A 23,367-nucleotide genomic window follows, 5' to 3' on the forward strand; every position below is an offset into this window, starting at 1 on the left:
GCCCGCGGTTAGCGGCTCACCACATTCGAGTCCGCGCCGACGCTTAATCGTTAGCCAACCGCGACGTCGTACCCCGGCCGTGACACCCGAAATCCGCAGTGCCCCTGTGTTTGACTCGCCCAGAGCGAGATTCCACCGCAGCGCGCGGCAGATCAAAGTCGAGATGGGTAGGGAGCTATGTCGTTCTTCGAAGAAGTGCGAAAGTTACGCGGCGCCACGGCAACTTGGCCGCGCCGGCTGGCTATCGCGGCTGTAGGCGCTGCCCTGTTATCCGGTCTGGTCGCCGTCGTCGGTGGCACGGGGACCGCGGGGGCGTTCTCCAAGCCGGGCCTGCCAGTGGAATACCTGCAGGTGCCTTCGCCGTCGATGGGCCGCAACATCAAGGTTCAGTTCCAAGGTGGCGGGCAGCACGCGATTTACTTGCTCGACGGCCTTCGGGCACAAGACGACTTCAACGGCTGGGACATCAACACCCCCGCGTTCGAGGAGTTCTACCAGTCCGGCCTGTCGGTAATCATGCCGGTCGGCGGCCAGTCCAGCTTCTACAGCAACTGGTATCAGCCGTCGCAGGGCAACGGCCAGAACTACACCTACAAGTGGGAGACGTTCCTGACTCAGGAGATGCCCGCCTGGCTGCAAGCCAACAAGCAGGTTTCGCCGGCCGGCAATGCGGCAGTGGGCCTTTCGATGTCGGGTGGCGCGGCGCTGGTACTGGCGGCCTTCTACCCGCAGCAGTTCCCCTACGCCGCTTCGCTGTCAGGCTTTCTGAACCCGTCTGAGGGCTGGTGGCCGACGCTGATCGGTCTGGCGATGAACGACGCCGGCGGCTACAACGCCAACAGCATGTGGGGCCCGTCCACCGACCCGGCGTGGAAGCGCAACGACCCGATGGTCCAGATTCCACGTCTGGTCGCCAACAACACCCGGATCTGGGTCTACTGCGGTAACGGCACACCGAGCGACCTCGGCGGCGACAACATGCCGGCGAAGTTCCTGGAAGGCCTCACCCTGCGCACCAACCAGACGTTCCAGAGCACCTACGCCGCGTCGGGCGGACACAACGGAGTGTTCAACTTCCCGACCAACGGCACGCACTCGTGGCCGTATTGGAACCAGCAGCTGATGGCCATGAAGCCCGACATCCTGCAGGTGCTCAACGCCGGCGGCAACGCCGCGTAGCAGCCGACCCAAGCCGGCATCGGCAGCAGTGCAACGGCCAGCGCTGCTGCCGATGCTTTTTGGGCGCTACTCCACCTTTTGCTGCTCTTGGCTGCTCTCCAGCAGAACACGGCGGTCCTGGTGAAAGTAGGTGTAAGCGGTCGTCAACGCACACACGATCGCGGCCATCCCGAGCATCTGGGTTCCGCTGACGAACATGCTGATCACGCCACCGACCGTCGCCCCCAAGATGAAGCTGCTCAACAGCAGAAAGTAGCCGAGCCAGTCCGCCGCCCGTCCGCCGGCGATGTGGCGTTCGATGCCCTGGCCCATTTTCACCAGCGTGCCGGTGACATAGCTGAGCGGCACCGAGACCTCGCCGTTCTTGACGAACGACGTGTTCAGGGCGCCGACCCCGAAGACCACGACCATGATCGGGATGAAATCGAGCTGAGTCTGGCTCCACTTGCCGACGATGATGTCGATCGCGGTGGCGAGCAGCAGGCTGAAAGTCGTCAACACGGTCGGCCCGTGCGGGTGTGCCACCCAGAAATGGCGCCGGCACACCGAGGCGACCACGACGCCGGAGACGAAGCACAGCAGCAACAGCCCTGCCGTCACCGACAACACCACGTCGTTCCGGAAGTAGCCGAGGATGGCGCGTTGCGCGTTGCCCGTCATGAACGTGACGAAGTAGCCGGCGGAGTGGGTGAACGCGGTTGCCCCGAGAACACCTGCCAGGGCTGCCAGCACCCAGGACAGCCGCGACTCGCTGTTGAAAATCTCGTTTGCCACCCTGACACCCTATGCGGCGGTGAGGCGGGCGATCGACCGCAGCGGGATGGGCAGCCATCCGGGCCGGTGCCGCGCCTCATAACCGGTCTCGTAAACGGCCTTGTCCAGCTCGTAGGCGGCCAGCAGCAACGCCGAATCCCGTGGGTCGACGCCGGAGGCCGCCGCGTAGCCGTCGCAGAACGCGGCGTGGTTGCGCTGGACCCATTCACGGGCGCGTGCGGCGCGCTGTTTGTCGCCCGTGTGGTCGACCAGTGGGCCGTAAGCGGCGTACTCATAGGAGCGCAAGACACCGGCTACGTCGCGCAGCGGTGAATCCGGCGCCCGGCGCTCGTCGAGCGGCTGTCCGGGTTCGCCTTCGAAGTCGATCAGCAGCCAACTCTCCGGGGTGCGCAGCACCTGACCCAAATGCAGATCGCCGTGCACCCGTTGGACCACGATCCGCTCTCCCGCGAGCTTGCGGAATTGCTCTTCGATCGTGGCCGCGTACTGACCCAGATCCGGCACCGCCGCGACCGTCGACGACAGGCGCGCAAGCATGGTATCCACCGGAAAGTTCGCTTGAGCGGTTCCCAGGCGGTCGGCGAGGGTGGCGTGGACAGAGGCGACGGCTTCGCCGAGCCGGTAAGACTCGCCAGCGAAATCGCCACCGACTTCGTGGGCATACAGGTCGCCTTCGGCAAACAGGTCACGGACGCTGGCGGTTGCCATCGCCCAGCCCTCGGCGGCGTTGGGCTCGTATTCGGTCACCATGCCCAGCGGGCACGCGTCCTCATCCGACTGCTCCGGTGCAGTGAGCTCGTAGACGCCGAGCAGACGCGCCACATGCGGGTTGCCGGCGCGCCCCAGTACCCTGCTCAGCTCGATGTCGGGGTTGATGCCGTTGCTGACCCGGCGGAACACCTTGAAGATCGCCTGCGGGTCGAAGATCACGCTGGTATTGCTTTGCTCGGCGTCCAGCACACGGGGATATGCCTCCACCGGGAGCTTGACATCGGGTTCCGGAGCGAATCGCACTTCAATGCCCGACGACCCCCGCACTGCTGACGAGTCGATCAGCGACAACAGGTATTGCGGGGCGCTCACGTCATAGAGCGCGTCGAAACCGGTGCGATCGTCGGCCGCGCCAATCGTGGCCACCGTGCTGAACTCGAAGATGGGCGCGGCATCCCAGCCCACGATCACCTGGTAGCGCTCCGACGATCCGTCGGTATAGGCGACGTCGACCAGTACCAAGTCGAGGTTCTCCCGCAGTGGGACAACCACAGCCGGCTCGGCGGTCTTGAGTTCGCGACTACGGCCGGCGTACCAACGTTGCTGCGGAAGCCACTCTGACCAGGGCAGCTTCGCCGCCAGCTGGACTGCAGAAGTCATTTGACGCTGCTCCTCATCGCTACGCCCTGCATCGTCGCAAGCGTGATCACGGGTGCTCCTCGTCGGATTCTGACAACTGGAACCAGTAGAACCCGTGTCCGGGCAGCGTGAGCAGATAGGGCAGGTGTCCGATGCGCGGGAAATTCACCTGCCCGGTCAGCTCGACGGGCGTGTAGTTGTTCCAATGCTGCAAGTTCAGTTCAATGGGCTGGGGAAACCGCGACAAGTTATTGACGCACAGGACCGTGTCGCCGTGCTCACCCGGCGCTTGCCGCACGAAGGCCAGCACCGACGGGTTAGATCCCCCTAATTCCTGGAAGGCCCCGACCGCGAACGCCTCATGTCTGCGGCGCACCGCCAGCATCGTCCTGGTGAAGTTGAGCAGCGACGTCGATGTGTCGCGCTGCGCCTCGACGTTGACGGCCTGGTAGCCGTACACCGGGTCCTGGCTGGGCGGCAGGTACACGCGCCCGGGGTTGGCGGTGGAGAAGCCGGCGTTGCGGTCTGGCGTCCACTGCATGGGCGTGCGGACGCCGTCCCGGTCTCCCAGCCAGATCACGTCGCCCATGCCGATTTCATCGCCGTAATAGAGCACCGGCGAACCAGGCAGCGACAACAGCAACGCCGTGAACAGCTCGATCTGATTGCGATCGTTGTCCAGCAGTGGCGCCAATCGGCGGCGGATGCCGACATTCGCCTTCATCCGCGGATCCTTGGCGTACTCGGAGTACATGTAGTCGCGTTCTTCGTCGGTGACCATTTCCAGCGTCAACTCGTCGTGATTGCGCAGGAAGATCCCCCACTGGGCCAGGTCCGGGATGGGTGGCGTCTGGGCCAGGATCTCCGAGATCGGAAAGCGCGACTCGCGGCGTACCGCCATGAAGATTCGTGGCATCAGCGGGAAGTGGAACGCCATGTGGCACTCGTCGCCGCCTGTCGTGGCGTCGCCGAAGTACTCGACCACGTCGGCGGGCCACTGGTTGGCTTCGGCCAGCAGCACCCGGCCGGGGAATTCGTCGTCGACGACTTTGCGGACCCGCTTGAGGAACGCATGCGTCTCGGGCAGGTTCTCGCAGTTGGTGCCTTCGCGCTCGAACAGGTAGGGCACGGCGTCCAGCCGGAAGCCGTCGATGCCCAGGCCCAGCCAGAACCGGATGACGTCGATCATCGCTTCCTGCACGGCTGGGTTTTCGTAGTTCAGGTCCGGCTGGTGGGAGAAGAACCGGTGCCAGTAGAACTGCCGGCGCACCGGGTCGAAGGTCCAATTCGACTCTTCGCTGTCGACGAAGATGATCCGGGCGTCGGTGTACTTCTCGCTGGTGTCGCTCCAGACGTAGTAGTCACCGTACGGACCGTCGGGGTCGCGGCGTGACTCCTGAAACCACGGATGCGACTCCGATGTGTGATTCATCACCAAATCGGTGATTACCCGGATTCCGCGCTGGTGCGCGGCATCGAGCAGGGCCACGAAGTCGTCGACGGTGCCGAACTCGTCCAGCACCTTGTAGAAGTCCCGGATGTCGTAGCCGCCGTCGCGTAGTGGTGAGTCGTAAAACGGCGGCAGCCAGATGCAGTCGATGCCGAGCCATTGCAGGTAGTCCAGTCGCTCGATCAGTCCACGCAAGTCCCCGGAACCGTCCGCGCTGGCGTCGAAAAACGCGCGGACCAACACCTCGTAGAAGACCGCGTGCTTGAACCACGTGGGGTCGGCAGGCAGCTTGGTGGCGTTACCGAAGTCCTCGACGTTGGGGTGTTCGACGACGCCACCCTCAACGTGACTGCCCTCTCCGGAATGGTGGGAATGGTGCTCGACAAGGTGGACAGCGCGGTCTGCGTCGTTCATCAATTCCACGATGCCACGTGTACCCGACGGGCGGCCTCGGGAATCACGCCGGGAATCATGTGCGGCCACAATCGAATTGGGCGGCCGGGCAGTATAGCGACGTCAGGCCGGCGGCCCATCTGCCAACGCGACGGTCACCGTGCGGTTCTCGCCGGTCTTGGTGCGCAGCGTCACAGCGATGGTGTCCCCAGGGTGATGCGGGACGAGCACATCCGTCATCGCGGTGGCCGAGTTGATCGGGACACCGTCGACCGCGGTGATGACGTCGCCGACGGAAATCCCGGCTCCGGCGGCGGGGCCGGTGCCAACCACGCGTTCGACCCGCGCACCGCCGTTGCTGTCCACGACACCGATCCCGAGGAAGGCTGTCGGGCCGATGTGCACGGTATTGGAGCCGGCGCCGCCGCGGATCGCGTTGGCCACGCCCATCGCTTGGCCGATCGGAATCGCGAAGCCCTGCCCGCCGGACATCTTGTAGCTCTCGGTAGCGGCGGTGTTCACGCCGACTACCTGCCCACCTTGGTTGACCAGGGGCCCACCCGAGTCACCGGGCTTGATCGGGGCGTCGACCTGGATCAAACCGCCCAGCGTCTCGGTGGCGCCGGTCAGGGTGTCGGTGGCCTGCACCCTCTGGTTGAGCGCGACGACGCGCCCGGATACCGCCGTGGGCGCTCCGCCGGCACCACCGGCATTGCCCAGCGCGACCAGCGGCTCACCGACGGTGACCCCACCGCCGATCGCGGCAGCCGGAAGACCGCCGGCCCCGCGCAGCTGCAGCACCGCGACATCCTGGCTGCGGTCGTAGCCGACGACGTCGACGCCGTAAGTGCGGCCGTCGGCGACGCTGAACGCGCTGATGTCGGTGGCGCCGGAGATCACGTGATTGTTGGTCAGCACGACGCCGTTGGGGTCGATGACGATGCCCGTTCCGGCGCCCACCGCGTTGTTGTAGCCGAACCTGGTGCTGATGTCGACAACCTGCGGGGCGACCATCGACGCTGCGTCGAGCGGTAGCGGAGGTCGGTCGCCGAAGCGGTCGAGCGCCAGCGTCCCCGGGGTTCCGGCGTGGGCCGGCGCGGCGACCAGGCCCACGCCCAGCCCGACCGCAGCCAGCAGACTGACCAGCCATGACCACCTCAGGGAGCGGTGGTGCGCTTTGCTCATCGGCGTAACCTCCTGCGTCGGGGAAAGGATCAAAATTGTCTCAGCCTTTGGTTCTGGGCCTTCGGCCTAGGCCGGACACCGTCTAGATCACCGTAGTCCAGGTAGCCAACTCAGTCTTTCTAATCCCAGCGTCAGCCGGCCGTGGGCGCAATCGGACGCGTGAGGTGGTGACTGACGTCACCGACCATGTCGATGAGCGTGAGGTCGCGGTAGGAGTATCGCCATTGGCCCTCCACGCGCTCGAAGCGGTCGTGATAGCGGCCGGTGACGATGGTCTGCAACGGGAACTCGTCGGTTTGCTGCAGCACCGTGTAGTAGCTGCGGCAGTCGGCCGTTCCGGCGTCTTCGTCGATGTCGATGATCGGGTTGCTGACCACGTGCTTGGTTCGGGGCGTGCCGTCCGGATAAAGCAGGATCAGCGATTTCCAGATTCCCAGCAGCCCGGTGGCGTCGACCGTGTCATGGCCGGGATCGGGCCCGCCGACGCGGATGCGGGCGTGTTCGAACAGTTCGGCCGCTGCGGCCAGGTCGCCGGTATCGATGCACTCGGCATAGCGGTAGAGAAGGTTCGCGATCTGCGCCTCGGCCTGCATGCAGTTAAGTTAGCGCGGCCGCAGCCCTTCTAAGCTGGTCCAGTGGGCCAATTCGACCCGGCGGTCAGGTTCGCACAGTCCCCGGTGGCGCGGCTGGCCACCGTCTCTCCCGAAGGCACGCCGCACCTCGTTCCGGTGGTGTTCGCGGTCGATCAAGATTGCATCTACACCGCCGTCGACGCGAAGCCGAAGACGACTCAACGGCTGCGCCGCCTGACCAACATCGAGCACAATCCGCACGTCAGCCTCCTCGTCGACCACTACACCGAGGACTGGACGCAGCTGTGGTGGGTCCGGGCCGACGGTGTCGCCACGATCCACACCGACGACGACGCGATGCACACGGGATACCGGCTATTGCGCGCCAAATACGGTCAGTACCAAGCTGTTCCGTTGAATGGTCCGGTAATCGTGGTTACGGTGCGCCGCTGGGCCGGCTGGCAGGCCTGAGTAACTTACGTCGCGTCGTGTGCTGCCGAGACTGCAGCCACTGCGGCTCCCATCGTCGTGGCTTGTGCGTGGTTTCAGTGTCGCGACGCCGTTTACCCGCGACGGGCGTGGTCCGACCCTTGTGTTGGGCGGCTGTTCGGGGAAAAGTTGCTTACTGCCTTCTGTGGTCTGGGACACACCGGAAGGACCCTGCCCGCTGGCGGGCCGAGCGACGCTACCCGGGAGAACTGGAGGACAGCCATGGCGGACAGAGCGAGTGCTTCCCAGGGAGCGGGAGCCGCTCCCACCGCGGACACCCCGGCGGGTGTTCGCAACGTGGTCCTGGTGGGACCGTCGGGGGGTGGCAAGACCACCCTTGTCGAGGCCTTGCTCGTCGCGGCCGGTGTGCTGAATCGCCCCGGTTCGGTCACCGAGGGCACGACGGTCTGCGACTTCGACGACGCCGAGATCCGGCAACAGCGCTCGGTCGGGCTCGCGGTGGCCTCGCTGTCGCACGACGGCACCAAAATCAACCTTGTCGATACCCCCGGGTACGCCGACTTCGTCGGTGAGCTGCGCGCGGGGCTGCGGGCCGCGGATTGCGCGCTGTTCGTCATCGCCGCCAACGAAGGTGTCGACGAGCCCACCAAGTCTCTGTGGCAGGAATGCAGCCAGGTCGGCATGCCGCGCGCGGTGGTGATCACCAAGCTCGACCACGCCCGAGCGAACTACGCCGAGGCACTCGACGCGGCGCAGGACGCCTTCGGCGACAAAGTCTTACCCCTTTATCTGCCGTCCTCCGACGGCCTGATCGGGCTGCTGTCGCAGTCCCGCTACACATATTCGGCCGGCAAGCGGACCGTCGGGCCGCCGGATCCGGCGGATGCCGACCGCATCGAGGAGGCGCGCGGCACCCTGATCGAAGGGATCATCGAGGAATCCGAGGACGAGTCGCTGATGGAGCGCTACCTCGGCGGCGAGACCATCGACGAGTCGGTGCTGATCGAAGACTTGGAGCGGGCCGTTGCCCGCGGTTCGTTCTTCCCGGTCATCCCGGTGTGCAGCGGCACCGGTGTCGGCACCCTCGAACTGCTGGAGGTGGCCACCCGCGGCTTCCCCTCGCCGATGGAACATCCGCTGCCCGAGGTCTTTACGCCGGCCGGCGCTCCACATGCCGAGCTGGCCTGTGACGTCAGCGCACCGTTGCTGGCAGAGGTGGTGAAGACGACGTCGGACCCCTACGTCGGCAGGGTCAGCCTGGTCCGGGTGTTCTCCGGGACCATCAGGCCCGACGCGACGGTTCACGTGTCGGGCCATTTTGCGTCGTTCTTCGGAGGATCCAATGGTTCGGGCAGCAGCCACCCCGACCACGATGAAGACGAACGCATCGGCGTCCTGTCCTTCCCGCTCGGCAAGCAGCAACGCCCCGCACCTGCCGTGGTGGCCGGCGACATCTGTGCGATCGGCAAGTTGAGCCGCGCCGAAACCGGTGACACGCTCTCCGACAAGTCCGAGCCCTTGGTGCTGAAGCCCTGGACCATGCCCGAGCCACTGCTGCCGGTCGCCATTCAGGCCCATGCCAAGGCGGACGAGGACAAACTGTCGGTCGGCTTGGGCCGGTTGGCCGCCGAGGATCCGACACTGCGGATCGAGCAGAACCAGGAAACGCACCAGATCGTGCTGTGGTGCATGGGTGAAGCCCATGCCGGGGTGGTGCTCGACGCGTTAGCCAACCGCTATGGGGTGAGCGTGGACACGGTGGACCTTCGGGTTCCGTTGCGAGAAACCTTCGCGGGCAAGGCAAAAGGCCACGGCCGCCACATCAAGCAGTCCGGTGGCCACGGCCAGTACGGGGTCTGCGACATCGAAGTCGAACCGCTGCCGGAGGGTTCCGGGTTCGAGTTCGTCGACAAGGTTGTCGGCGGGGCGGTGCCGCGCAACTACATCCCCAGTGTGGAAAAGGGCATTCGCGCGCAGATGGAAAAGGGGGTACACGCCGGCTACCCGGTCGTCGACCTGCGCGTCACGTTGTTCGACGGCAAGGCCCACAGCGTCGACTCTTCGGACTTCGCCTTCCAGATGGCCGGCGCGCTGGCGCTGCGGGAGGCCGCCGCCGCGACGAAGGTCGTCCTGCTGGAGCCGATCGACGAGATCTCGGTGCTGGTGCCCGACGACTACGTCGGCGCGGTCATGGGTGACCTGTCCAGTCGTCGCGGCCGGGTGCTCGGCACCGAGACCGCCGGCCACGAACGCACGGTGGTGAAGGCCGAAGTGCCTCAGGTCGAGCTGACCCGATACGCCATCGACTTGCGCTCACTGGCGCATGGGGCCGCGTCGTTCACCCGTTCGTTCGTCCGCTACGAGCCGATGCCGGAGTCCGCCGCCGCGAAAGTGAAAAGCACTGCGTGAAGGTGCAATTCGCCGCCTCATACCGACCGGAATTGCTCGGCCACGGCACGTCTGTCGAGTGAGCCTTTCGCGGTGTGCGGCAACCCGCTGACCTCCTGGAAGCTGGCCGGCACCTCGAAGGGCGCCAGCCGATCGCGGCAAAACTCAGCGAGCTCCGCCGGCGCCGGCGCGGGCGACACGCGGGGCACAACCACTGCGGCCACCGTCTCCCCGTACATCTTGTCCGGCATACCGAAGACCGCTACCTCCAACACATTTGGATGACAGGCCAGCACGCCCTCGACACGTTCGGGCGAGATCTTCTCGCCGCCGCGGTTGATCAGTTCCTTGATCCGGCCGCGGATGCTCAGGTCGCCGGCCGCCGATAGCGACCCCAGGTCGCCGGTGCGCAGCCATCCGTCGGTGAAGTTGGCGGCGGTTATCTCCGGGTCGCCGAGATAGCCGCGCACCACCGTGGGCCCGCGCAACCAGACTTCTCCGACCGCCTCCGCCGGCAGCGGATTCCCGTCCGGCCCGGCGATGCGGATCTGCGGGCCGGTGGACCTGCCGACCAGACCAGTTGCCCCAGAAGGGCTCTCGTTCTGATCGATACGAGTGGTGCTCACTTGGTGGGTCGCCTCGGTCATCCCGAACGCGCACACCACCGGCGCCGAAAACTCGTCGTGCAGCGCTTGCGCGGTCTCCGGAGTGAGTGGCGCGCTGCAACTTCGGATGAAGCGCAGCGTTGCTCTGCCATTCGGCGATGAATCGCTGCCCGCCCGCTCCAGCAGGATCTGGTGAATCGTGGGCACCGCGGTGTACCAGGTGGCCCCGACCGCCGAGATGTCATCCCAGAACGTGTGCGCCGAGAACCGCCCGCCGGCCGGCAGCAACACCGTCCCGCCGGATGCCAGGCTGGACAGCAATGCGGCGACCAGCCCGTGACCGTGGTACAGCGGCATCACCGCGACGGTCGCGTCCTGCGGACCGAGGCGATACCCGGCGATGACGGCCCGGATCGAGGTGTCGAGGTTCTCGTGTGTCCACGGGACCATCTTCGGCAGGCCCGTCGTCCCGCCGGTGAACATGATCATCGCGTCGTCGTCGCGCAACCCGGTAGGCGGCGTCATTTGGCTGGGGGCCGTGTCAGCGTCGAGCCGGACCGCCAGGCCGTTTTCGCCGGTGTCCACCGAGACCCGCCAGCAGCGCGGCATCGGCTCGCGCTGGTCGTCGGCCAGTACTACCCGCACGCCCGCCGCCTCGGCGCGGGTGTTCTGGTCGCTGACGGGCAACGCGGGGTCCAGCGGAACGACGACCATGCCCGCCCGCGACGCCGCCAGCAAACTGACAACGAACTCGGCGTTGCTGCCGGCCCGCAACGCAATCCGGTCACCCGGTTGCAAGCCACGCCGCTGGAGCCGGCCGGCCAGGTCATCGACCACGCGGATCAGGTCGGCGTAGCTGACCGCTATCCGGTTGGTGCCGACGACAAGCGCCGCGGCGTCCGGCGACCGGATTGCCGTCACCTGGACCAGGTCGGCAAAGCGCGGGTTTTGCATTCCGTGGATCACCTCCGCATTCGTGCGCACTGTCATCGACCGTGCCTGTTTTACTCCCTTATGAAAAGCACTTCCTGCGCGCCCGGCCCGGACGACGGTTCTGGGTCCCAATATCTGCACACACACACGACCGATAGCCACATTGATCCGGTTGAACTTGGACACCGACGAGAACCCGGGCCAAAGTGAGGACGAACCATAAGAAGGAGTCGGCCCCATGTCCAGCAATTCCGCACCTCCCGGTGCAGCGTTGACCGACGGCTTTCACCTCGTCGTGGACGCCCTCAAGGCCAACGACGTCGCGACCATCTACGGCCTGGTCGGCATCCCGATCACCGACCTCGCCCGAACCGCCCAGGCAGCCGGCATCCGGTACATCGGTTTCCGGCACGAGGCTTCCGCCGGCAACGCCGCCGCCGCCGCCGGCTTTCTCAACGGTCGCCCGGGTGTGTGCCTGACGACATCCGGCCCGGGTTTTCTCAACGGCCTGCCCGCACTGGCCAACGCCACGACCAACTGCTTCCCGATGATCCAGATCTCCGGATCAAGCCGGCGGTCGATGGTGGACCTACAGCAAGGCGACTACCAGGACCTCGATCAGCTCAGCGCCGCAAGGCCGTTCACCAAGGCGGCTTATCGCATCGGCCGCGTCGACGACATCGGGCGCGGTGTCGCGCGGGCCATTCGTACCGCGAGCTCGGGCCGTCCGGGTGGTGTCTACCTTGACATCCCCGGCGAGGTCCTCAGTCAAGCGCTGGAGGCCACGGCCGCCGCCGACACGATTTGGCGGGTCGTCGACCCGGCTCCGCGGCAGCCGCCGGCCCCGGAGGCGGTTGAGCGTGCGCTGGAACTGCTGGCGCGTGCCCAGCGGCCGCTGATCGTGCTCGGCAAGGGCGCGGCGTACGCGCAGGCCGACGGCCTCGTTCGGGAATTCGTGGAGACCACCGAGATCCCGTTTCTGCCGATGTCGATGGCCAAGGGGCTGCTGCCGGATTCGCACCCGCAGTCCGCGGCCGCGGCGCGCTCGCTGGCGATAGCCCGCGCGGACACTGTCTTACTGGTCGGCGCCCGGCTCAACTGGCTGCTCGGCCACGGCGAGCCACCGCAATGGTCGCCCGACGCCAAGTTCATCCAAATCGACCTCGCCGCTGCGGAATTCGACAGCAACCGGCCGATCGCCGCACCGCTGAGCGGCGACATCGGCTCGGTGCTGTCCGCGCTGCTCGACGGAGTGCGCGCGTGTTCCGTCGTCGCTCCGACGGAATGGGTCACCGAGCTCGCCGACCGTAAGGCAACCAACGATGCCAAGATGCGCCGGCGTCTGGCCGAAGATCCGCGGCCGATGCGGTTCTACAATGCGCTGGGAGCCATTCACTCTGTGCTGCAGGACAATCCGGACACATATGTGGTGAACGAAGGAGCCAACGCGCTAGACCTCGCGCGAAATGTCATCGACATGGAGCTACCGCGCCATCGGCTGGACACCGGGACATGGGGCGTGATGGGCATCGGTATGGGTTACGCCATCGCCGCCGCGGTCGAGACCGGCAAACCGGTCGTCGCGATCGAGGGCGACAGCGCATTTGGCTTCAGCGGCATGGAGATTGAGACCATCTGCCGTTACCGGCTCCCGGTGACCGTCGTCATCCTCAACAACGGCGGGGTTTATCGCGGTGACGAAGTCGCCCCCGCCGGGGCCGCCTCGGGTGGCGACCCAGCGCCGACCGTTTTGAACGCGCAGGCTCGGCACGAACTGCTCGCAGAGGCGTTCGGCGGCAAGGGATACCACGTCACAACCCCGCCCGAACTGCGCTCCGCGCTGTCCGAGGCTCTCGCGTCGCGGGGACCGGCCATCGTCAACTGCGTGCTCGACCCGGCCGCCGGCGTGGAAAGCGGCCATCTGTCAGGCCTCAACCCGGCCAGTGCAGCCAGGCCAGCGCCGTCGGCGGTCAGCGCCGACGGGTGAGCAGCGCGGTTTCGTTCAGGACCAATCAAGTGAGAATTTTCCCGGCGACGGACAGCCGGGGACCGCTAATATGGCGGCCAAGCTAACGGACGAGTGTTTGCTAGAGATATCTATAGAGTGGAGCCGACTAGAATGGATTCATGTTGATCGCACCATCTCGAAGGGTGGACCCGATGCGTCGAGCAGTTCGTTATCTGTTCGTTATGGTCGCGATCTCAGCGCTGAGCATGGCAGTACCGGTCACCCGCAGCGTTGCGGCGGTTCCGGTGGGCCAGCCGGTCCCCGGCGTGGAGTCCGTTTTGCCGGCCAACGGTGCGGTGGTCGGAGTGGCCCATCCGGTCGTGGTGACGTTCACCGCGCCGGTCGCCGATCGTGCCGCGGCTGAGCGCTCTATTCGCGTGGTCTCCCCCAGCAACCTCACCGGACACTTCGAGTGGGTTGAGAACAATGTCGTCCAGTGGGTTCCGAGCCAGTACTGGCCCAGCCACACCCGCGTCTCGGTCGAGGTACAGGGCATGGGGACCGGCTTCGAAACGGGCGACGCATTATTGAGTGTTGCCAGCATCTCCGCGCACACCTTCACCGTCAGCAGGAACGGGGAAATACTGCGCACCATGCCGGCATCGATGGGTAAGCCCAGCCGTCCGACACCGACCGGCAACTTCACCGCTCTATCGAAAGAGCGCACCGTCGTGATGGACTCGCGGACGATCGGAATACCGCTGAGTTCTCCGGACGGATACAAGATCACCGCTTCCTACGCCGTCCGTGTCACCTGGAGCGGTGTGTACGTGCACTCGGCCCCATGGTCGGTTGACTCGCAGGGCTATGCCAATGTCAGCCACGGCTGCATCAATCTGAGCCCGGACAACGCCGCGTGGTACTTCAACACCGTAAACATCGGTGACCCCATCAACGTCGTAGCCTGACAATTCCGAACGCCCACAGGGGATTTCGAGCAGCAACTATAACACCGGTGTTCGGCGGCGCCCGCAGGACCCCAAAACTGCTGCGGCCGTGTCAGTTTGGCAGTCGGCCTTTCAACGCGGCGTCTTGTTTGCGGCCGATGTCCTTTGCGAACTCGGGATCCGTCGGGTCATTGGGCGCGCTGTCGAATTCCAGGCTGACCAGAGCCTTGCCCTCGGTGAACAACAAGACAGTCACCGCCTGGGAATTGTCCGGCGCGGTACCGGAAATGATCGCTCCGCCGTCGCCGACGTCGGCGGGCTGCCAAGTGCCGGTGACCTTGCTGCCGTAGTTGTTCTTGGTGTTGTCGAGGCCCACTTTGGCCGTCTTGGCTTCGTTGACGAGCATGATCATGTCGCCGATGCGTCGGCTGTTGTCCCCGTTGGTGAAGAGCTGCGACACACCGGGGGCACCATTGGGATTCTGCACTGGGTCCGAACCGGTGAAATCCGGGCCGATATCAGTCGCCTTGATCAGCAGGTTCGTGTAGTCGGCCAGCGGCGGATACGGCGGTCCGGCCGAAGTGCTCGGGGCGACAGACGGCAACGACCCTGGACTCTCACCGGGCCCACAACCGGTGGTCGCGGCGCCCACCACCACCGTGGCGACCGCCCATCCGGCAACTGTCTTCCGAGAAAGCTTCATAGCGTTCCTTCCATCCCCACCAGTGTGCCGCGGCGCCTGACGCTACTGGCAATTGCGGACGGGAACAAGGGCAACGCTCACGGTGTTGCGCACCAGCATGGGCTGCGATAACAGGCTTCACCGGTGGGAGGGGAGTTCGAAATGACGGCTGCAGCGGCGCGCGCCGTACGGTTCGACCGCTACGGCGGCCGTGAGGTGTTGTATGTGGCGGACATAGAGATGCCGACGCCAGAGCCGGGCGAAGTGGTGGTCGAGGTGCGCGCCGCCGGGATCAATCCCGGCGAGGCGGGCATCCGGATCGGGGCGATGCACGAGATGTTCCCCGCCACGTTTCCGTCCGGCGAAGGCAGCGACCTGGCCGGCGTCGTGACCGTGGTTGGTCCGGGGGTCAGCGAGTTCTCGGTCGGCGACGAGGTGCTGGGGTTCAGCCTGCGCCGGTCCAGCCACGCCACCCACGCCGCCGTCCCCGTCGGTCAGCTGATCCGCAAACCTCCTCAATTGAGTTGGGAGGTAGCGGGTTCGCTGTACGTGGTGGGTGCGACGGCCTATGCGGCGGTGCGCGCCGTCGCACCTCAGCCGGGTGAGACCGTCGCCGTCTCGGCGGCTGCCGGCGGAGTCGGCAGTCTCGTCGTGCAGCTGCTGGTTCTGCGCGAGGCGGTGGTGCTGGGCATCGCGGGGCCTGGCAACGCGGACTGGCTGCGCGCGCATGGCGTCATCCCGATCGCCTACGGTGACGGGCTGGCGGAACGGTTGCGCGAGGCGGCACCGGAGGGAATCGACGCGTTCATAGACCTATTCGGTCCCGACTACGTTCATCTGGCCGTCGACCTCGGGGTGTCACCCGAGCGGATCGACACCATCATCTCGTTCCAGAAGGCCGGCGAGGTCGGCGCCAAAACCGAAGGCAGCATGGACGCGTCGACGCCGGAAGTGCTGGCCGAAACCGCCGACCTGATCGCCGGCGGTGCCGTCGACTTCGACATCGCCGCGACTTACCCGCTCGACCGGGTCGCCGACGCGTTCGAAGAACTCGAACGCCGGCACACCCACGGGAAAATCGTTCTGCTGCCGAACGGATGAGCAGACGCAAAAGCTCCTGAAATCAGTTGATTTCGGGGGCTTTTGCGCCTTCTCGCTGCTAGCGGCCCGCGGGGTCGGAGGGATGCCCGCCCAGCGAGGCGGTGATCACCGCGATTGGCATCCGCGACACGTACAGGTTTGCCCGCTGTTGCGGAGTCGGTGTGCGCCATGCGCACAACCTGTTCGCCAGCAGCCGGCCCGTCCGCAGCAGCGAGCGCCCAGACGTCCGGGAAACCCTTTCAGCACCGGTAACACGGTGTGCGACAACAAAAGCCATGATCTTCTCCTGCCTGAATGCCAGCCGGCTCATGGCATTTCACAACGCACCGCGCATCTAGCGCGCCCGCTTGCGGCGGGAATGGAAGAACTCAGGCGTCAGCGCAAATGCCGGAACCGGATCCGAACAAGATGGATTGCGGATAGGGACAGTCGCTAGGACTCATCTCGCCCTCACCTCCTCACGGCCGGGACACCCGCGGGTGTCGCGTTCAGCTGCACGGAAGAGGCGAAAGAACCGGCTAGGCCGCCGGACCTACACCTCTCTCGTCGGAGCTTCGGCACTGCACGGCGTATCTGGACCATCGCCCAGAAGCCACTTGGGCTCGACCCTTGGGTCCGGGAAGAGCTGTCCTGACCCGGGGCGTCTCTCGACGTTCGAGGTCAGTGGCCTGTATCCATGCAGACGCCTCACCTAACGAGGTGCATGCGGAAACCATGCTCGCACTCTGACCCGCTGCTCGTCAAACGCTGTGCGTCTACTGGTCACTCGGCGTGTCATGACCGTTGCAAGCCCGGCGCCTACGCTTTCAGACCATGACGATTACTTTGCAGGACCCCAAAGTCGCGACCACCCTCGACCGGATGTACAGCGAGGCGAAGAACCAAATGTCGCTCCTGCGCGATAAACGCGACGAGCTGGGCCGGCCGATGACCGCCCAAGAACGCGCCGAGGCGATGAGCGAGTTCTACATCCCGGTGACTCCCGAAGCCGGCCGGCTGCTGTACGCGCTGGTGCGTGCCACCCGCCCTGCCACAGTCGTCGAATTCGGGATGTCCTTCGGCATCTCCGCCATTCACCTGGCCGCGGCGGTGCGTGACAACGGCAACGGCCGGGTGGTGACCACCGAGCTCAGCCAGGACAAGATAGCCGCTGCCAGAAAGACATTCGCCGAGACCGGTTTAGATGATGTGATCACCATTCTCGAAGGAGATGCGCTTTCCACGCTCGCCGATCTGGACGGACCGGTCGACTTCGTCCTGCTGGACGGTTGGAAGGACTTGTATCTGCCCGTGATCGAGCTGCTCGAACCGCGGCTGTCGACGGGCGCGCTGGTGGTCGCCGACAACACGAGTGCGGCCGACACCCAGCCCTATCTCGATCGGGTGCGCAATCCCGACAACGGTTACGTGGGCTTCAACTTTCTGGTTCGCGACAGCGACAGCATGGAAGTCAGTTGTCGCGCAAGCGTTTAACCGCTACCGCAACGACTCCTCCAGCCAGGGCGTCAGCCATTTCACGCCTTCGGGGGTGAGGTGGACGCCGTCGCTGCGTACCTTGATGCCGTCGACCTTCGCGGTGTAAACGCCGTCGGGGCAGAGCTTCTTGTTCAGGTCGAGAATTTGGACATTCGGGTGATGGCCAACCGTGTTGCGCAGCATGGTGTTCCACTGGTTGACGCGATCGGGTTGGTCCTCCGGATAGAGGCGGCCGTCCGGCTTTTCGCCACCCCGGCTGTACGGGACGGTGGCAACCATCACGCGAACGCCGGTGGAGCTCACGATATTCAGCGCCCGCTCCAGCTCGGCGTTGAGGTACCCGTCGAAGGTGGGGTCACCGATATGAGTCCATTTCCCCTCGTTGACCCGGTCCACGGTCTCCCAGCGGCCGATGATCAGCAGCGCGACATCGGGCTGATCCTGGTTGATCTGCGTCGACCACCTGCCCGGCCAGGTGTCGCATTCCGGTCGCTGCTCCAAGGTTTGGCCGATGTACCGATACGGAGTGCCGCGCACCAGGCTGCACCCGATGACCGTGTGGTCCAGGAAGCTGAATCCCGGTGTGGGCGGCAGATAGTGCATCCAGGTCCACCCGATCGAATCGCCGAATACCGAAACGGTGAACGGGCGGTTGGGATCCCGGGGCCGGGGTGCGGGCTGAACGGCTTTCGGTGGCGACGGCGACACGGCCGCGACGGCCGAAACACCCGGCGGCAGCCCGACTTCCCGTAGGCCGGTGCCCGTTCCGACCGGAACGACCAGGATGGTCGCCGCTGCGGCGGAGGCTACGGTGGCCGCGGCCAGCGGCAGCAACTGCACCCGAGCCGGTCGCCAACGGCGGATGGGTTGCTCGAGCAACCACCAGGACGCGGTGGCCACTGCCACCGTCGCGGCGCACCGGACGGCGAACAATCCGGCTCCGGACCATCCGGTTCGTTCGCCGTTGAGCGCCAAGAAGATCGGCCAGTGCCACAGGTAGACGCCGTAGGAAATGCTGCCCAGCCCCACCAGCGGACGCCAGGCCAGAACCCGGGCGATAATGCCGCGCTGCTCCATCGCCACCGGCGCGATCACCATGACAGCAGCGACGGCCACCCCGATCAGCAGGCCATGGCGGAACTCGCTCGCGCTACCCGTGGCGTAATGAGCCGCCGCTGCCAACCCGGCCAGACCGAGGATCGGCAGTATCCGGGCGACGCGCCGCCCCCAGCGGGTCCGGATGAGGCACCAGCCTCGGTTCAGCGACGACCAATCCCGCACCAGCAGAGCCGCTGCGGCCGAGCCCGTCAGCAATGCCTGCGCGCGGGTATCGGTCCCGAAATAGATCCGGTCGCGGGTGGCGTCGTGGGCTTGAAGAACGGCGACAGCTGCCGACGCAAGTGCCCCCAGCGTGGCAATCAGGAAGGTGGCGAACCGAACTCCGCCCACGGTGGCCCGCCGGAAATAGCGCCTGGCTCGTGCCGCGAGCAGCAGGGTCACCCCGATCAGCAGGACGGGCCAGACAAAGTAGTACTGCTCCTCCACGCCGAGTGACCAGGTGTGCTGCAGCGGCGAGGGCGGGGCGCCCTGCGTGAAATAGTCCGTTTTCTGCGCCACGAACCGCCAGTTCGCCATCCACATGAACGCGGCGATCGCATCACCGCGCAATCCGGCGAGAGACTGCGCCGGAAGAAGCTCTCGGGCCGCGCCCACGGTGAGGACCATCAGCACCAGCGCTGGCAGCAGCCGTCGGGCCCGTCGAATCCAGAACCCGGTCAACTCGATACGACCGGTGCGGCCGAGTTCGTCGAGCAGCAGTGAGGTGATCAGGAATCCGCTGAGGACGAAGAAGATGTCGACGCCGATGAACCCGCCGCCCACACCGGGGATGCCGCCGTGCCCGACGAGCACCAGCGCGACCGCTATGGCACGGATGCCATCCAGTGCGGGAATGCCGTCGCGGCGCTCGGGCCGATCCCACGCAGCCCGGCGGCCGACCCGGCGTACCGGGGCGACCCACCGGCGCCGCGGAGCAGAACATGCCGGCGCGGGGTGACTCCCGCCCGGCTCAGTGCTCGCTGTTAGCGCGCCCTGACCAATTTGTCGTCCGGCGCCGTCGTTGCTGCCGATACGTCGCTGCCCCTCCTCGTGATCTCAGCCAGCTTAGGTGCGACGCAGTCGGATTCACGGGCGACACGCGCAGGAGGGCGACGGGCTCATTCGGCGGGATATGAGGCACACGATTGCGGATCCAGTGAATGTAGTACAACGGATCCATGGAAGGCGCGGCTCGGCGATGGCCACCCCCGGCAAGCGCAACGACTCCTGACCTGAAATGCATCAGCATGGCCGCTGTAGCTCTCGCGTGCAGTCCCTGCGCCGGTTGTGCTTCAAACAACTATTAGGAGATTGCGATGAAGTGTCGGGCGGCGGTCCTGCGCGGGGTAGGCAGAGATTGGGAGATCCGCGAGGTTGCTCTTGATCCGCCTCGAAGCGGTGAAGTCCTGGTGCGAATGGCCGTTGCCGGAATCTGCCACTCGGATGACCACCTGTTTACCGGCGATGTGGTGCCGACCCCAGAGGTGCTGGCCGCCAGCGGTCAGCCCGCACCAGACTGGTTCCCACTGCTCGGTGGCCACGAGGGTGCTGGTGTCGTCGAAGAAATCGGGCCGACCGTGACGACCGTACAGCCGGGGGACCGCGTGGCGCTCTCGTTCATTCCCGCGTGCGGCAGTTGCCGGTTTTGTGTCAATGGTCAGAGCTACATCTGCGATGTCGGCGCGAGTCTGTTCGTGAAGGAGATGCCCACCGACGGAACATGCCGTCGGCATCTGCAGGACGAAAACCTGTTGGCCTATGGTCAACTCGGCACATTCGCCGAATATGCGGTGCTGTCGGAAAAGTCCGTCATCAAGGTTGACGACGCGATCCCTTTCCATGCCGCCTCACTGGTGTCGTGCGGTGTCAGCACCGGGTGGGGCTCCGCGACGATATCGGCGGGCACCGAACCCGGCGACACCGTAGTAGTCATCGGGACCGGTGGCGTCGGGATGAACGCCCTGCAAGGAGCGCGCGCCGTAGGCGCAAAAAATGTCGTGGCAGTGGATCCGGTTGACTCCAAGCGGGATTCGGCCAAGATCTTCGGTGCGACGCACAGCGCCGCGTCCGCCGAGGAGGCGATACCGCTGGTAAAAGACATCACCGCCGGCGTCATGGCCGACCGCGTCATCGTCACACCCGGCGTTGTGCATGTGGACCTGATCCCGCTGGCGATGACGCTGCTTCGCAAAGGCGGAATTTGTGTGGTCACCGGCATCACCCCTTTCACCGAGCCGCCGGTTCCGCTGGTTCTTCAGGAGATGGTGCTGTCGGCCAAACAGCTCAGGGGAGCGCTCTACGGCGGGATGAATCCGCGCACAAGCGTGCCGTTGCTGTTGTCGATGTATCAGGCAGGCGCACTGAAACTCGACGAGTTGATCACCCGCCACTACCAGCTCGACCAGATCAACGAGGCGTTCGTGGACCTGCGTGAAGGCCGCAACATTCGCGGAATCATCGATTTCGCCAGCGCGTAACCGCGGACAAACTCAGCGTGCGCTCCACTCCGATGTCAGCGCGTACTCCGACAGATACTTTGTGGAACTCCAGCCGCCGTCGACAACGATGGTCTGTCCGTTGATGAAACTTCCACCAGGTGAGCATAAGAACGCGATGGTGCTGGCAATGTCCTCGATGTTGCCCAGCCGCTGATGCGGCGTCATCTCGGCATTGATCTTACGAAATCGCTCATCCGCCAAGCGCTTTTCGACCATCGGCGTGAGTGTGACTCCGGGCGCGACGGCATTGCAGCGGATGCCGGAGGCCCCATACTGGCAGGCGATGTGGGTAGTCAGCGCGGTCAGCCCCCCCTTGGCCGCGGAGTAGGCGCCGCCGCGAAGCCCTCCGATGACGGCGAACGTCGAGGTGACATTGATGATCGCCGATCCGGGTCCCATGTGTGGGATTACGTCGCGCGCCAGCCGGAACGGTGCGCGCAGCATTAAACCGAGGAAGTAGTCCAGCATTTCGTCGTCGGTCTCGTGCAGCGGCTTGGGGCTACCCGCGCCGGCGTTGTTGATCAGGAAATCGATGTGACCCCAGCGATCGACCGCGAGATCCACGATCCGCCGCGGCGCGTCGTCATCGGTCAGGTCGATGGCGAGCGTCGCAACACGATCTGGACCGCCAATAGACTTCTCCAACTTGGTGAGCCGATGCTCGTCGCGGCCCGTGCCCACGATCGCCATGCCCATCTCGGCAAGCCGGTTCGCGCACCCGAAGCCGATGCCGCTGCTTGCGCCCGTGACGATTGCGACCTGCATATCAGCCCTCTATCTTGGTCAGCGCCGCTTGGATCTGATGTTTGAGAATCTTGCCTGCGTCGTTCTTGGGCAGCGCGTCCCAGATGACCACCTGTTCTGGCGTCTTGAATTTCGCGACACCCTTGCTTTGCAACAGCATATGCAGGCTGGCGACGTCCGGCCTCGACGCACCCGCTGGCACGATCACGGCACAGGCACGTTCTCCGGTGCGCTCGTCGGGCAGCCCGACGACCGCGATCTCGGCGACTCCGGGGTGGTCGGCCAGCAGGTCCTCGATTTCCTTGGCCGAAATGTTCTCGCCGTTGCGGACGATGACATCCTTGGCCCGGCCGGTCACGACGAGGTACCGGTCGTCGATCCAGCGCCCCAGGTCGCCGGTGCGGAAAAAGCCTGCGGCATCGAAACATCCGGCCTCGTCCTCAGGATGGAGATAGCCGAGCAGCATCTGGGGACCGCGCACACAGATTTCGCCGTCCCCGGTCGGCGCCGCCTCGTGTGCGGCCAGTTGGATCTCGGCGATGCCGGGGCGCCCGTCGGTGTCCGCGGCATAGCCGGACTCGTCTCGCCGCGGCGCCCCGACTGTCGTGACGGGCACCTCCGTGCAGCCGTACACCCGGGTGACCGCTGCTTGGTCGAAATACTCGGTGGCCCGGCGGATCAGTGACGGCGACACGGATGCGCCGCCACAGATGAACACCTTCAGGTCGGGCAGCCGGGTGCCGGCGCGCTCGGCTGCCGCCAACAGCTGCTGCAGAAACGGCGTCGCCCCGGCCATGTGGGTGCATCGCTCGCCGCGCATCAGCGTTACCGCCACCGACGGATCCCACCGGTCCATGAGGACCGCGGTCGTGCCCAGCAGCAGTGGGCATTCGAATGCATAGATTGAGCCGCCGATGTGGGCTATCGGCGAAGGGACCAGGAACGTGTCGCCCGCGTCGATGCTCCAGTGGTCATGGATCTGAACCATCAGAGCGTGGATCGAATTGTGGCTGTGTAGCACGCCTTTCGGCCGCCCCGAAGTGCCGGAGGTGTAGAGCACCATCCGCACGCTGTCGGGATCGAGGGTTGGCAGCTTCGTGTCAGCCGCCAGCTCTCCTAGTAGCGCCGTGAGTGAATCGGCTTCGCCGCGCACGGTGACCACTTCGGGCGGCCGGTCCATCGTGGCGGTCACATTATCGAGCATCGCCGCGTAGTCGTGGCCGCCGAATCGCTGCGGGACGAAGATCATCGCGGCCGCAACATCTTCGAGGATGAAGCGCAATTCGTAGTCACGCAACGAAGGCAGGATCGGGTTCACCGTCATCCCCGCCAGCGTCGCGGCGAGGTAGACGACCGCTGCCTCGTGCCAGTTCGGCAGCATGAACGACACGACGCTGCCGGTCGGCATCCGGGTCAGGAGTGCGTTCGCCAACGCCGTCGCCTGGACGTAGAGCGTGGCACAGTCCAGCCGAGTACGCCCGTCCACCAATACAGTTCGTCCTGGCGTGGTTTCCGCGGCCACCCGCAGCGAATCCGCTAATGTGGTATTCACCCACAGCCCGCGCCGGTATGCCTCTGCCGCAATCACCGCAAG

The 23,367-nt window shown here is 65.5% G+C and carries 19 protein-coding genes and 1 riboswitch; of the genes, 8 read left to right on the top strand and 11 right to left on the bottom strand.

The window, feature by feature from the left end:
• The first annotated feature begins 177 nt into the window (after positions 1–177).
• Entirely contained in the window at positions 178–1,179 is a 1,002-nt protein-coding gene (gene ag85C, locus A9W99_RS03110) for a diacylglycerol acyltransferase/mycolyltransferase Ag85C (protein WP_067373167.1), read from the top strand.
• A gap of 66 nt (positions 1,180–1,245) precedes the next feature.
• On the opposite strand, the gene A9W99_RS03115 is transcribed toward ag85C, so the two are convergent.
• The 5 genes from A9W99_RS03115 to A9W99_RS03135 all read right to left on the bottom strand — a co-directional run bounded on the left by A9W99_RS03115 (position 1,246) and on the right by A9W99_RS03135 (position 6,924).
• Positions 1,246–1,953: a YoaK family protein gene (locus tag A9W99_RS03115; protein WP_067373170.1), complete on the bottom strand. Its 708-nt coding sequence runs from the start codon at positions 1,951–1,953 to the stop codon at positions 1,246–1,248.
• A 9-nt stretch (positions 1,954–1,962) separates the two neighbouring features.
• Positions 1,963–3,324 (bottom strand): maltokinase, encoded by a 1,362-nt coding sequence (locus A9W99_RS03120; protein WP_067373173.1) that lies wholly within the window; start codon positions 3,322–3,324, stop codon positions 1,963–1,965.
• Positions 3,325–3,370: 46 nt separating this feature from the next.
• A complete protein-coding gene (gene treS / locus A9W99_RS03125) occupies positions 3,371–5,167 on the bottom strand; it encodes a maltose alpha-D-glucosyltransferase (protein WP_067373570.1) in 1,797 nt (598 codons plus the stop codon).
• 102 nt (positions 5,168–5,269) lie between these two features.
• Positions 5,270–6,331, bottom strand: coding sequence for a S1C family serine protease (locus A9W99_RS03130; protein ID WP_067373175.1), 1,062 nt, complete (start codon positions 6,329–6,331; stop codon positions 5,270–5,272).
• Between the two features lie 131 nt (positions 6,332–6,462).
• A complete protein-coding gene (locus A9W99_RS03135; protein WP_067373178.1) occupies positions 6,463–6,924 on the bottom strand; it encodes a nuclear transport factor 2 family protein in 462 nt (153 codons plus the stop codon).
• 42 nt (positions 6,925–6,966) lie between these two features.
• Here A9W99_RS03135 and A9W99_RS03140 point away from each other — a divergent pair, with 42 nt between their 5' ends.
• A complete protein-coding gene (locus A9W99_RS03140; protein ID WP_067373181.1) occupies positions 6,967–7,374 on the top strand; it encodes a TIGR03668 family PPOX class F420-dependent oxidoreductase in 408 nt (135 codons plus the stop codon).
• A gap of 240 nt (positions 7,375–7,614) precedes the next feature.
• On the top strand, positions 7,615–9,762 hold the full coding sequence (locus A9W99_RS03145) for an elongation factor G-like protein EF-G2 (RefSeq protein WP_067373184.1): 2,148 nt from the start codon (positions 7,615–7,617) through the stop codon (positions 9,760–9,762).
• 17 nt (positions 9,763–9,779) lie between these two features.
• Here A9W99_RS03145 and A9W99_RS03150 read toward each other — a convergent pair whose 3' ends face one another.
• Complete coding sequence (locus A9W99_RS03150; protein WP_067373187.1) at positions 9,780–11,336, bottom strand: FadD7 family fatty acid--CoA ligase; 1,557 nt, start codon at positions 11,334–11,336, stop codon at positions 9,780–9,782.
• 181 nt (positions 11,337–11,517) lie between these two features.
• Here A9W99_RS03150 and oxc point away from each other — a divergent pair, with 181 nt between their 5' ends.
• Together oxc and A9W99_RS03160 are read left to right on the top strand one after the other, a co-directional pair.
• A complete protein-coding gene (gene oxc / locus A9W99_RS03155; RefSeq protein ID WP_067373190.1) occupies positions 11,518–13,266 on the top strand; it encodes an oxalyl-CoA decarboxylase in 1,749 nt (582 codons plus the stop codon).
• Between the two features lie 173 nt (positions 13,267–13,439).
• Positions 13,440–14,195, top strand: a complete 756-nt coding sequence (locus A9W99_RS03160) for a L,D-transpeptidase family protein (RefSeq protein WP_067373193.1) — start codon at positions 13,440–13,442, stop codon at positions 14,193–14,195.
• 91 nt (positions 14,196–14,286) lie between these two features.
• Here the strand turns inward: A9W99_RS03160 and A9W99_RS03165 are convergent, their stop codons facing one another.
• Positions 14,287–14,877: a hypothetical protein gene (locus A9W99_RS03165; RefSeq protein ID WP_067373196.1), complete on the bottom strand. Its 591-nt coding sequence runs from the start codon at positions 14,875–14,877 to the stop codon at positions 14,287–14,289.
• A gap of 141 nt (positions 14,878–15,018) precedes the next feature.
• Between A9W99_RS03165 and A9W99_RS03170 the strand changes: the two genes are divergently transcribed.
• Positions 15,019–15,957, top strand: coding sequence for an NADP-dependent oxidoreductase (locus A9W99_RS03170; RefSeq protein WP_067373198.1), 939 nt, complete (start codon positions 15,019–15,021; stop codon positions 15,955–15,957).
• A 58-nt stretch (positions 15,958–16,015) separates the two neighbouring features.
• Here the strand turns inward: A9W99_RS03170 and A9W99_RS03175 are convergent, their stop codons facing one another.
• On the bottom strand, positions 16,016–16,234 hold the full coding sequence (locus A9W99_RS03175; RefSeq protein ID WP_156622917.1) for a hypothetical protein: 219 nt from the start codon (positions 16,232–16,234) through the stop codon (positions 16,016–16,018).
• Positions 16,235–16,488: 254 nt separating this feature from the next.
• Positions 16,489–16,663, bottom strand: a riboswitch (M-box (ykoK) riboswitch).
• A 107-nt stretch (positions 16,664–16,770) separates the two neighbouring features.
• Here A9W99_RS03175 and A9W99_RS03180 point away from each other — a divergent pair.
• A complete protein-coding gene (locus A9W99_RS03180) occupies positions 16,771–17,430 on the top strand; it encodes an O-methyltransferase (protein ID WP_067373205.1) in 660 nt (219 codons plus the stop codon).
• Positions 17,431–17,433: 3 nt separating this feature from the next.
• Here A9W99_RS03180 and A9W99_RS03185 read toward each other — a convergent pair whose 3' ends face one another.
• A complete protein-coding gene (locus A9W99_RS03185) occupies positions 17,434–19,533 on the bottom strand; it encodes an acyltransferase family protein (protein WP_082929790.1) in 2,100 nt (699 codons plus the stop codon).
• A 314-nt stretch (positions 19,534–19,847) separates the two neighbouring features.
• Here A9W99_RS03185 and A9W99_RS03190 point away from each other — a divergent pair, with 314 nt between their 5' ends.
• Positions 19,848–21,008: an NDMA-dependent alcohol dehydrogenase gene (locus tag A9W99_RS03190; protein ID WP_067373211.1), complete on the top strand. Its 1,161-nt coding sequence runs from the start codon at positions 19,848–19,850 to the stop codon at positions 21,006–21,008.
• Between the two features lie 12 nt (positions 21,009–21,020).
• On the opposite strand, the gene A9W99_RS03195 is transcribed toward A9W99_RS03190, so the two are convergent.
• Both A9W99_RS03195 and A9W99_RS03200 read right to left on the bottom strand, forming a co-directional pair.
• The gene (locus A9W99_RS03195; RefSeq protein WP_067373214.1) at positions 21,021–21,794 is read right to left on the bottom strand and encodes an SDR family NAD(P)-dependent oxidoreductase; all 774 of its coding nucleotides are present in this window, start codon (positions 21,792–21,794) and stop codon (positions 21,021–21,023) included.
• A 1-nt stretch (position 21,795) separates the two neighbouring features.
• Positions 21,796–23,361 (bottom strand): AMP-binding protein, encoded by a 1,566-nt coding sequence (locus A9W99_RS03200; RefSeq protein WP_067373217.1) that lies wholly within the window; start codon positions 23,359–23,361, stop codon positions 21,796–21,798.
• Positions 23,362–23,367 lie beyond the last annotated feature (6 nt).

The sequence above is a fragment of the Mycobacterium sp. 1164966.3 genome (genome assembly GCF_001665395.1).
Taxonomy (GTDB): domain Bacteria; phylum Actinomycetota; class Actinomycetes; order Mycobacteriales; family Mycobacteriaceae; genus Mycobacterium.

Bases quoted from the DNA above. Each gene is read 5' to 3' on its own strand.
- ag85C (WP_067373167.1), top strand. From the start codon at position 178: ATGTCGTTCTTCGAAGAAGTGCGAAAGTTACGCGGCGCCACGGCAACT.
- A9W99_RS03120 (WP_067373173.1), bottom strand. From the start codon at position 3,324: ATGACTTCTGCAGTCCAGCTGGCGGCGAAGCTGCCCTGGTCAGAGTGG.
- treS (WP_067373570.1), bottom strand. From the start codon at position 5,167: ATGAACGACGCAGACCGCGCTGTCCACCTTGTCGAGCACCATTCCCAC.
- A9W99_RS03130 (WP_067373175.1), bottom strand. From the start codon at position 6,331: ATGAGCAAAGCGCACCACCGCTCCCTGAGGTGGTCATGGCTGGTCAGT.
- A9W99_RS03135 (WP_067373178.1), bottom strand. From the start codon at position 6,924: ATGCAGGCCGAGGCGCAGATCGCGAACCTTCTCTACCGCTATGCCGAG.
- A9W99_RS03145 (WP_067373184.1), top strand. From the start codon at position 7,615: ATGGCGGACAGAGCGAGTGCTTCCCAGGGAGCGGGAGCCGCTCCCACC.
- A9W99_RS03150 (WP_067373187.1), bottom strand. From the start codon at position 11,336: ATGACAGTGCGCACGAATGCGGAGGTGATCCACGGAATGCAAAACCCG.
- oxc (WP_067373190.1), top strand. From the start codon at position 11,518: ATGTCCAGCAATTCCGCACCTCCCGGTGCAGCGTTGACCGACGGCTTT.
- A9W99_RS03160 (WP_067373193.1), top strand. From the start codon at position 13,440: ATGCGTCGAGCAGTTCGTTATCTGTTCGTTATGGTCGCGATCTCAGCG.
- A9W99_RS03165 (WP_067373196.1), bottom strand. From the start codon at position 14,877: ATGAAGCTTTCTCGGAAGACAGTTGCCGGATGGGCGGTCGCCACGGTG.
- A9W99_RS03170 (WP_067373198.1), top strand. From the start codon at position 15,019: ATGACGGCTGCAGCGGCGCGCGCCGTACGGTTCGACCGCTACGGCGGC.
- A9W99_RS03175 (WP_156622917.1), bottom strand. From the start codon at position 16,234: ATGGCTTTTGTTGTCGCACACCGTGTTACCGGTGCTGAAAGGGTTTCC.
- A9W99_RS03180 (WP_067373205.1), top strand. From the start codon at position 16,771: ATGACGATTACTTTGCAGGACCCCAAAGTCGCGACCACCCTCGACCGG.
- A9W99_RS03190 (WP_067373211.1), top strand. From the start codon at position 19,848: ATGAAGTGTCGGGCGGCGGTCCTGCGCGGGGTAGGCAGAGATTGGGAG.
- A9W99_RS03195 (WP_067373214.1), bottom strand. From the start codon at position 21,794: ATGCAGGTCGCAATCGTCACGGGCGCAAGCAGCGGCATCGGCTTCGGG.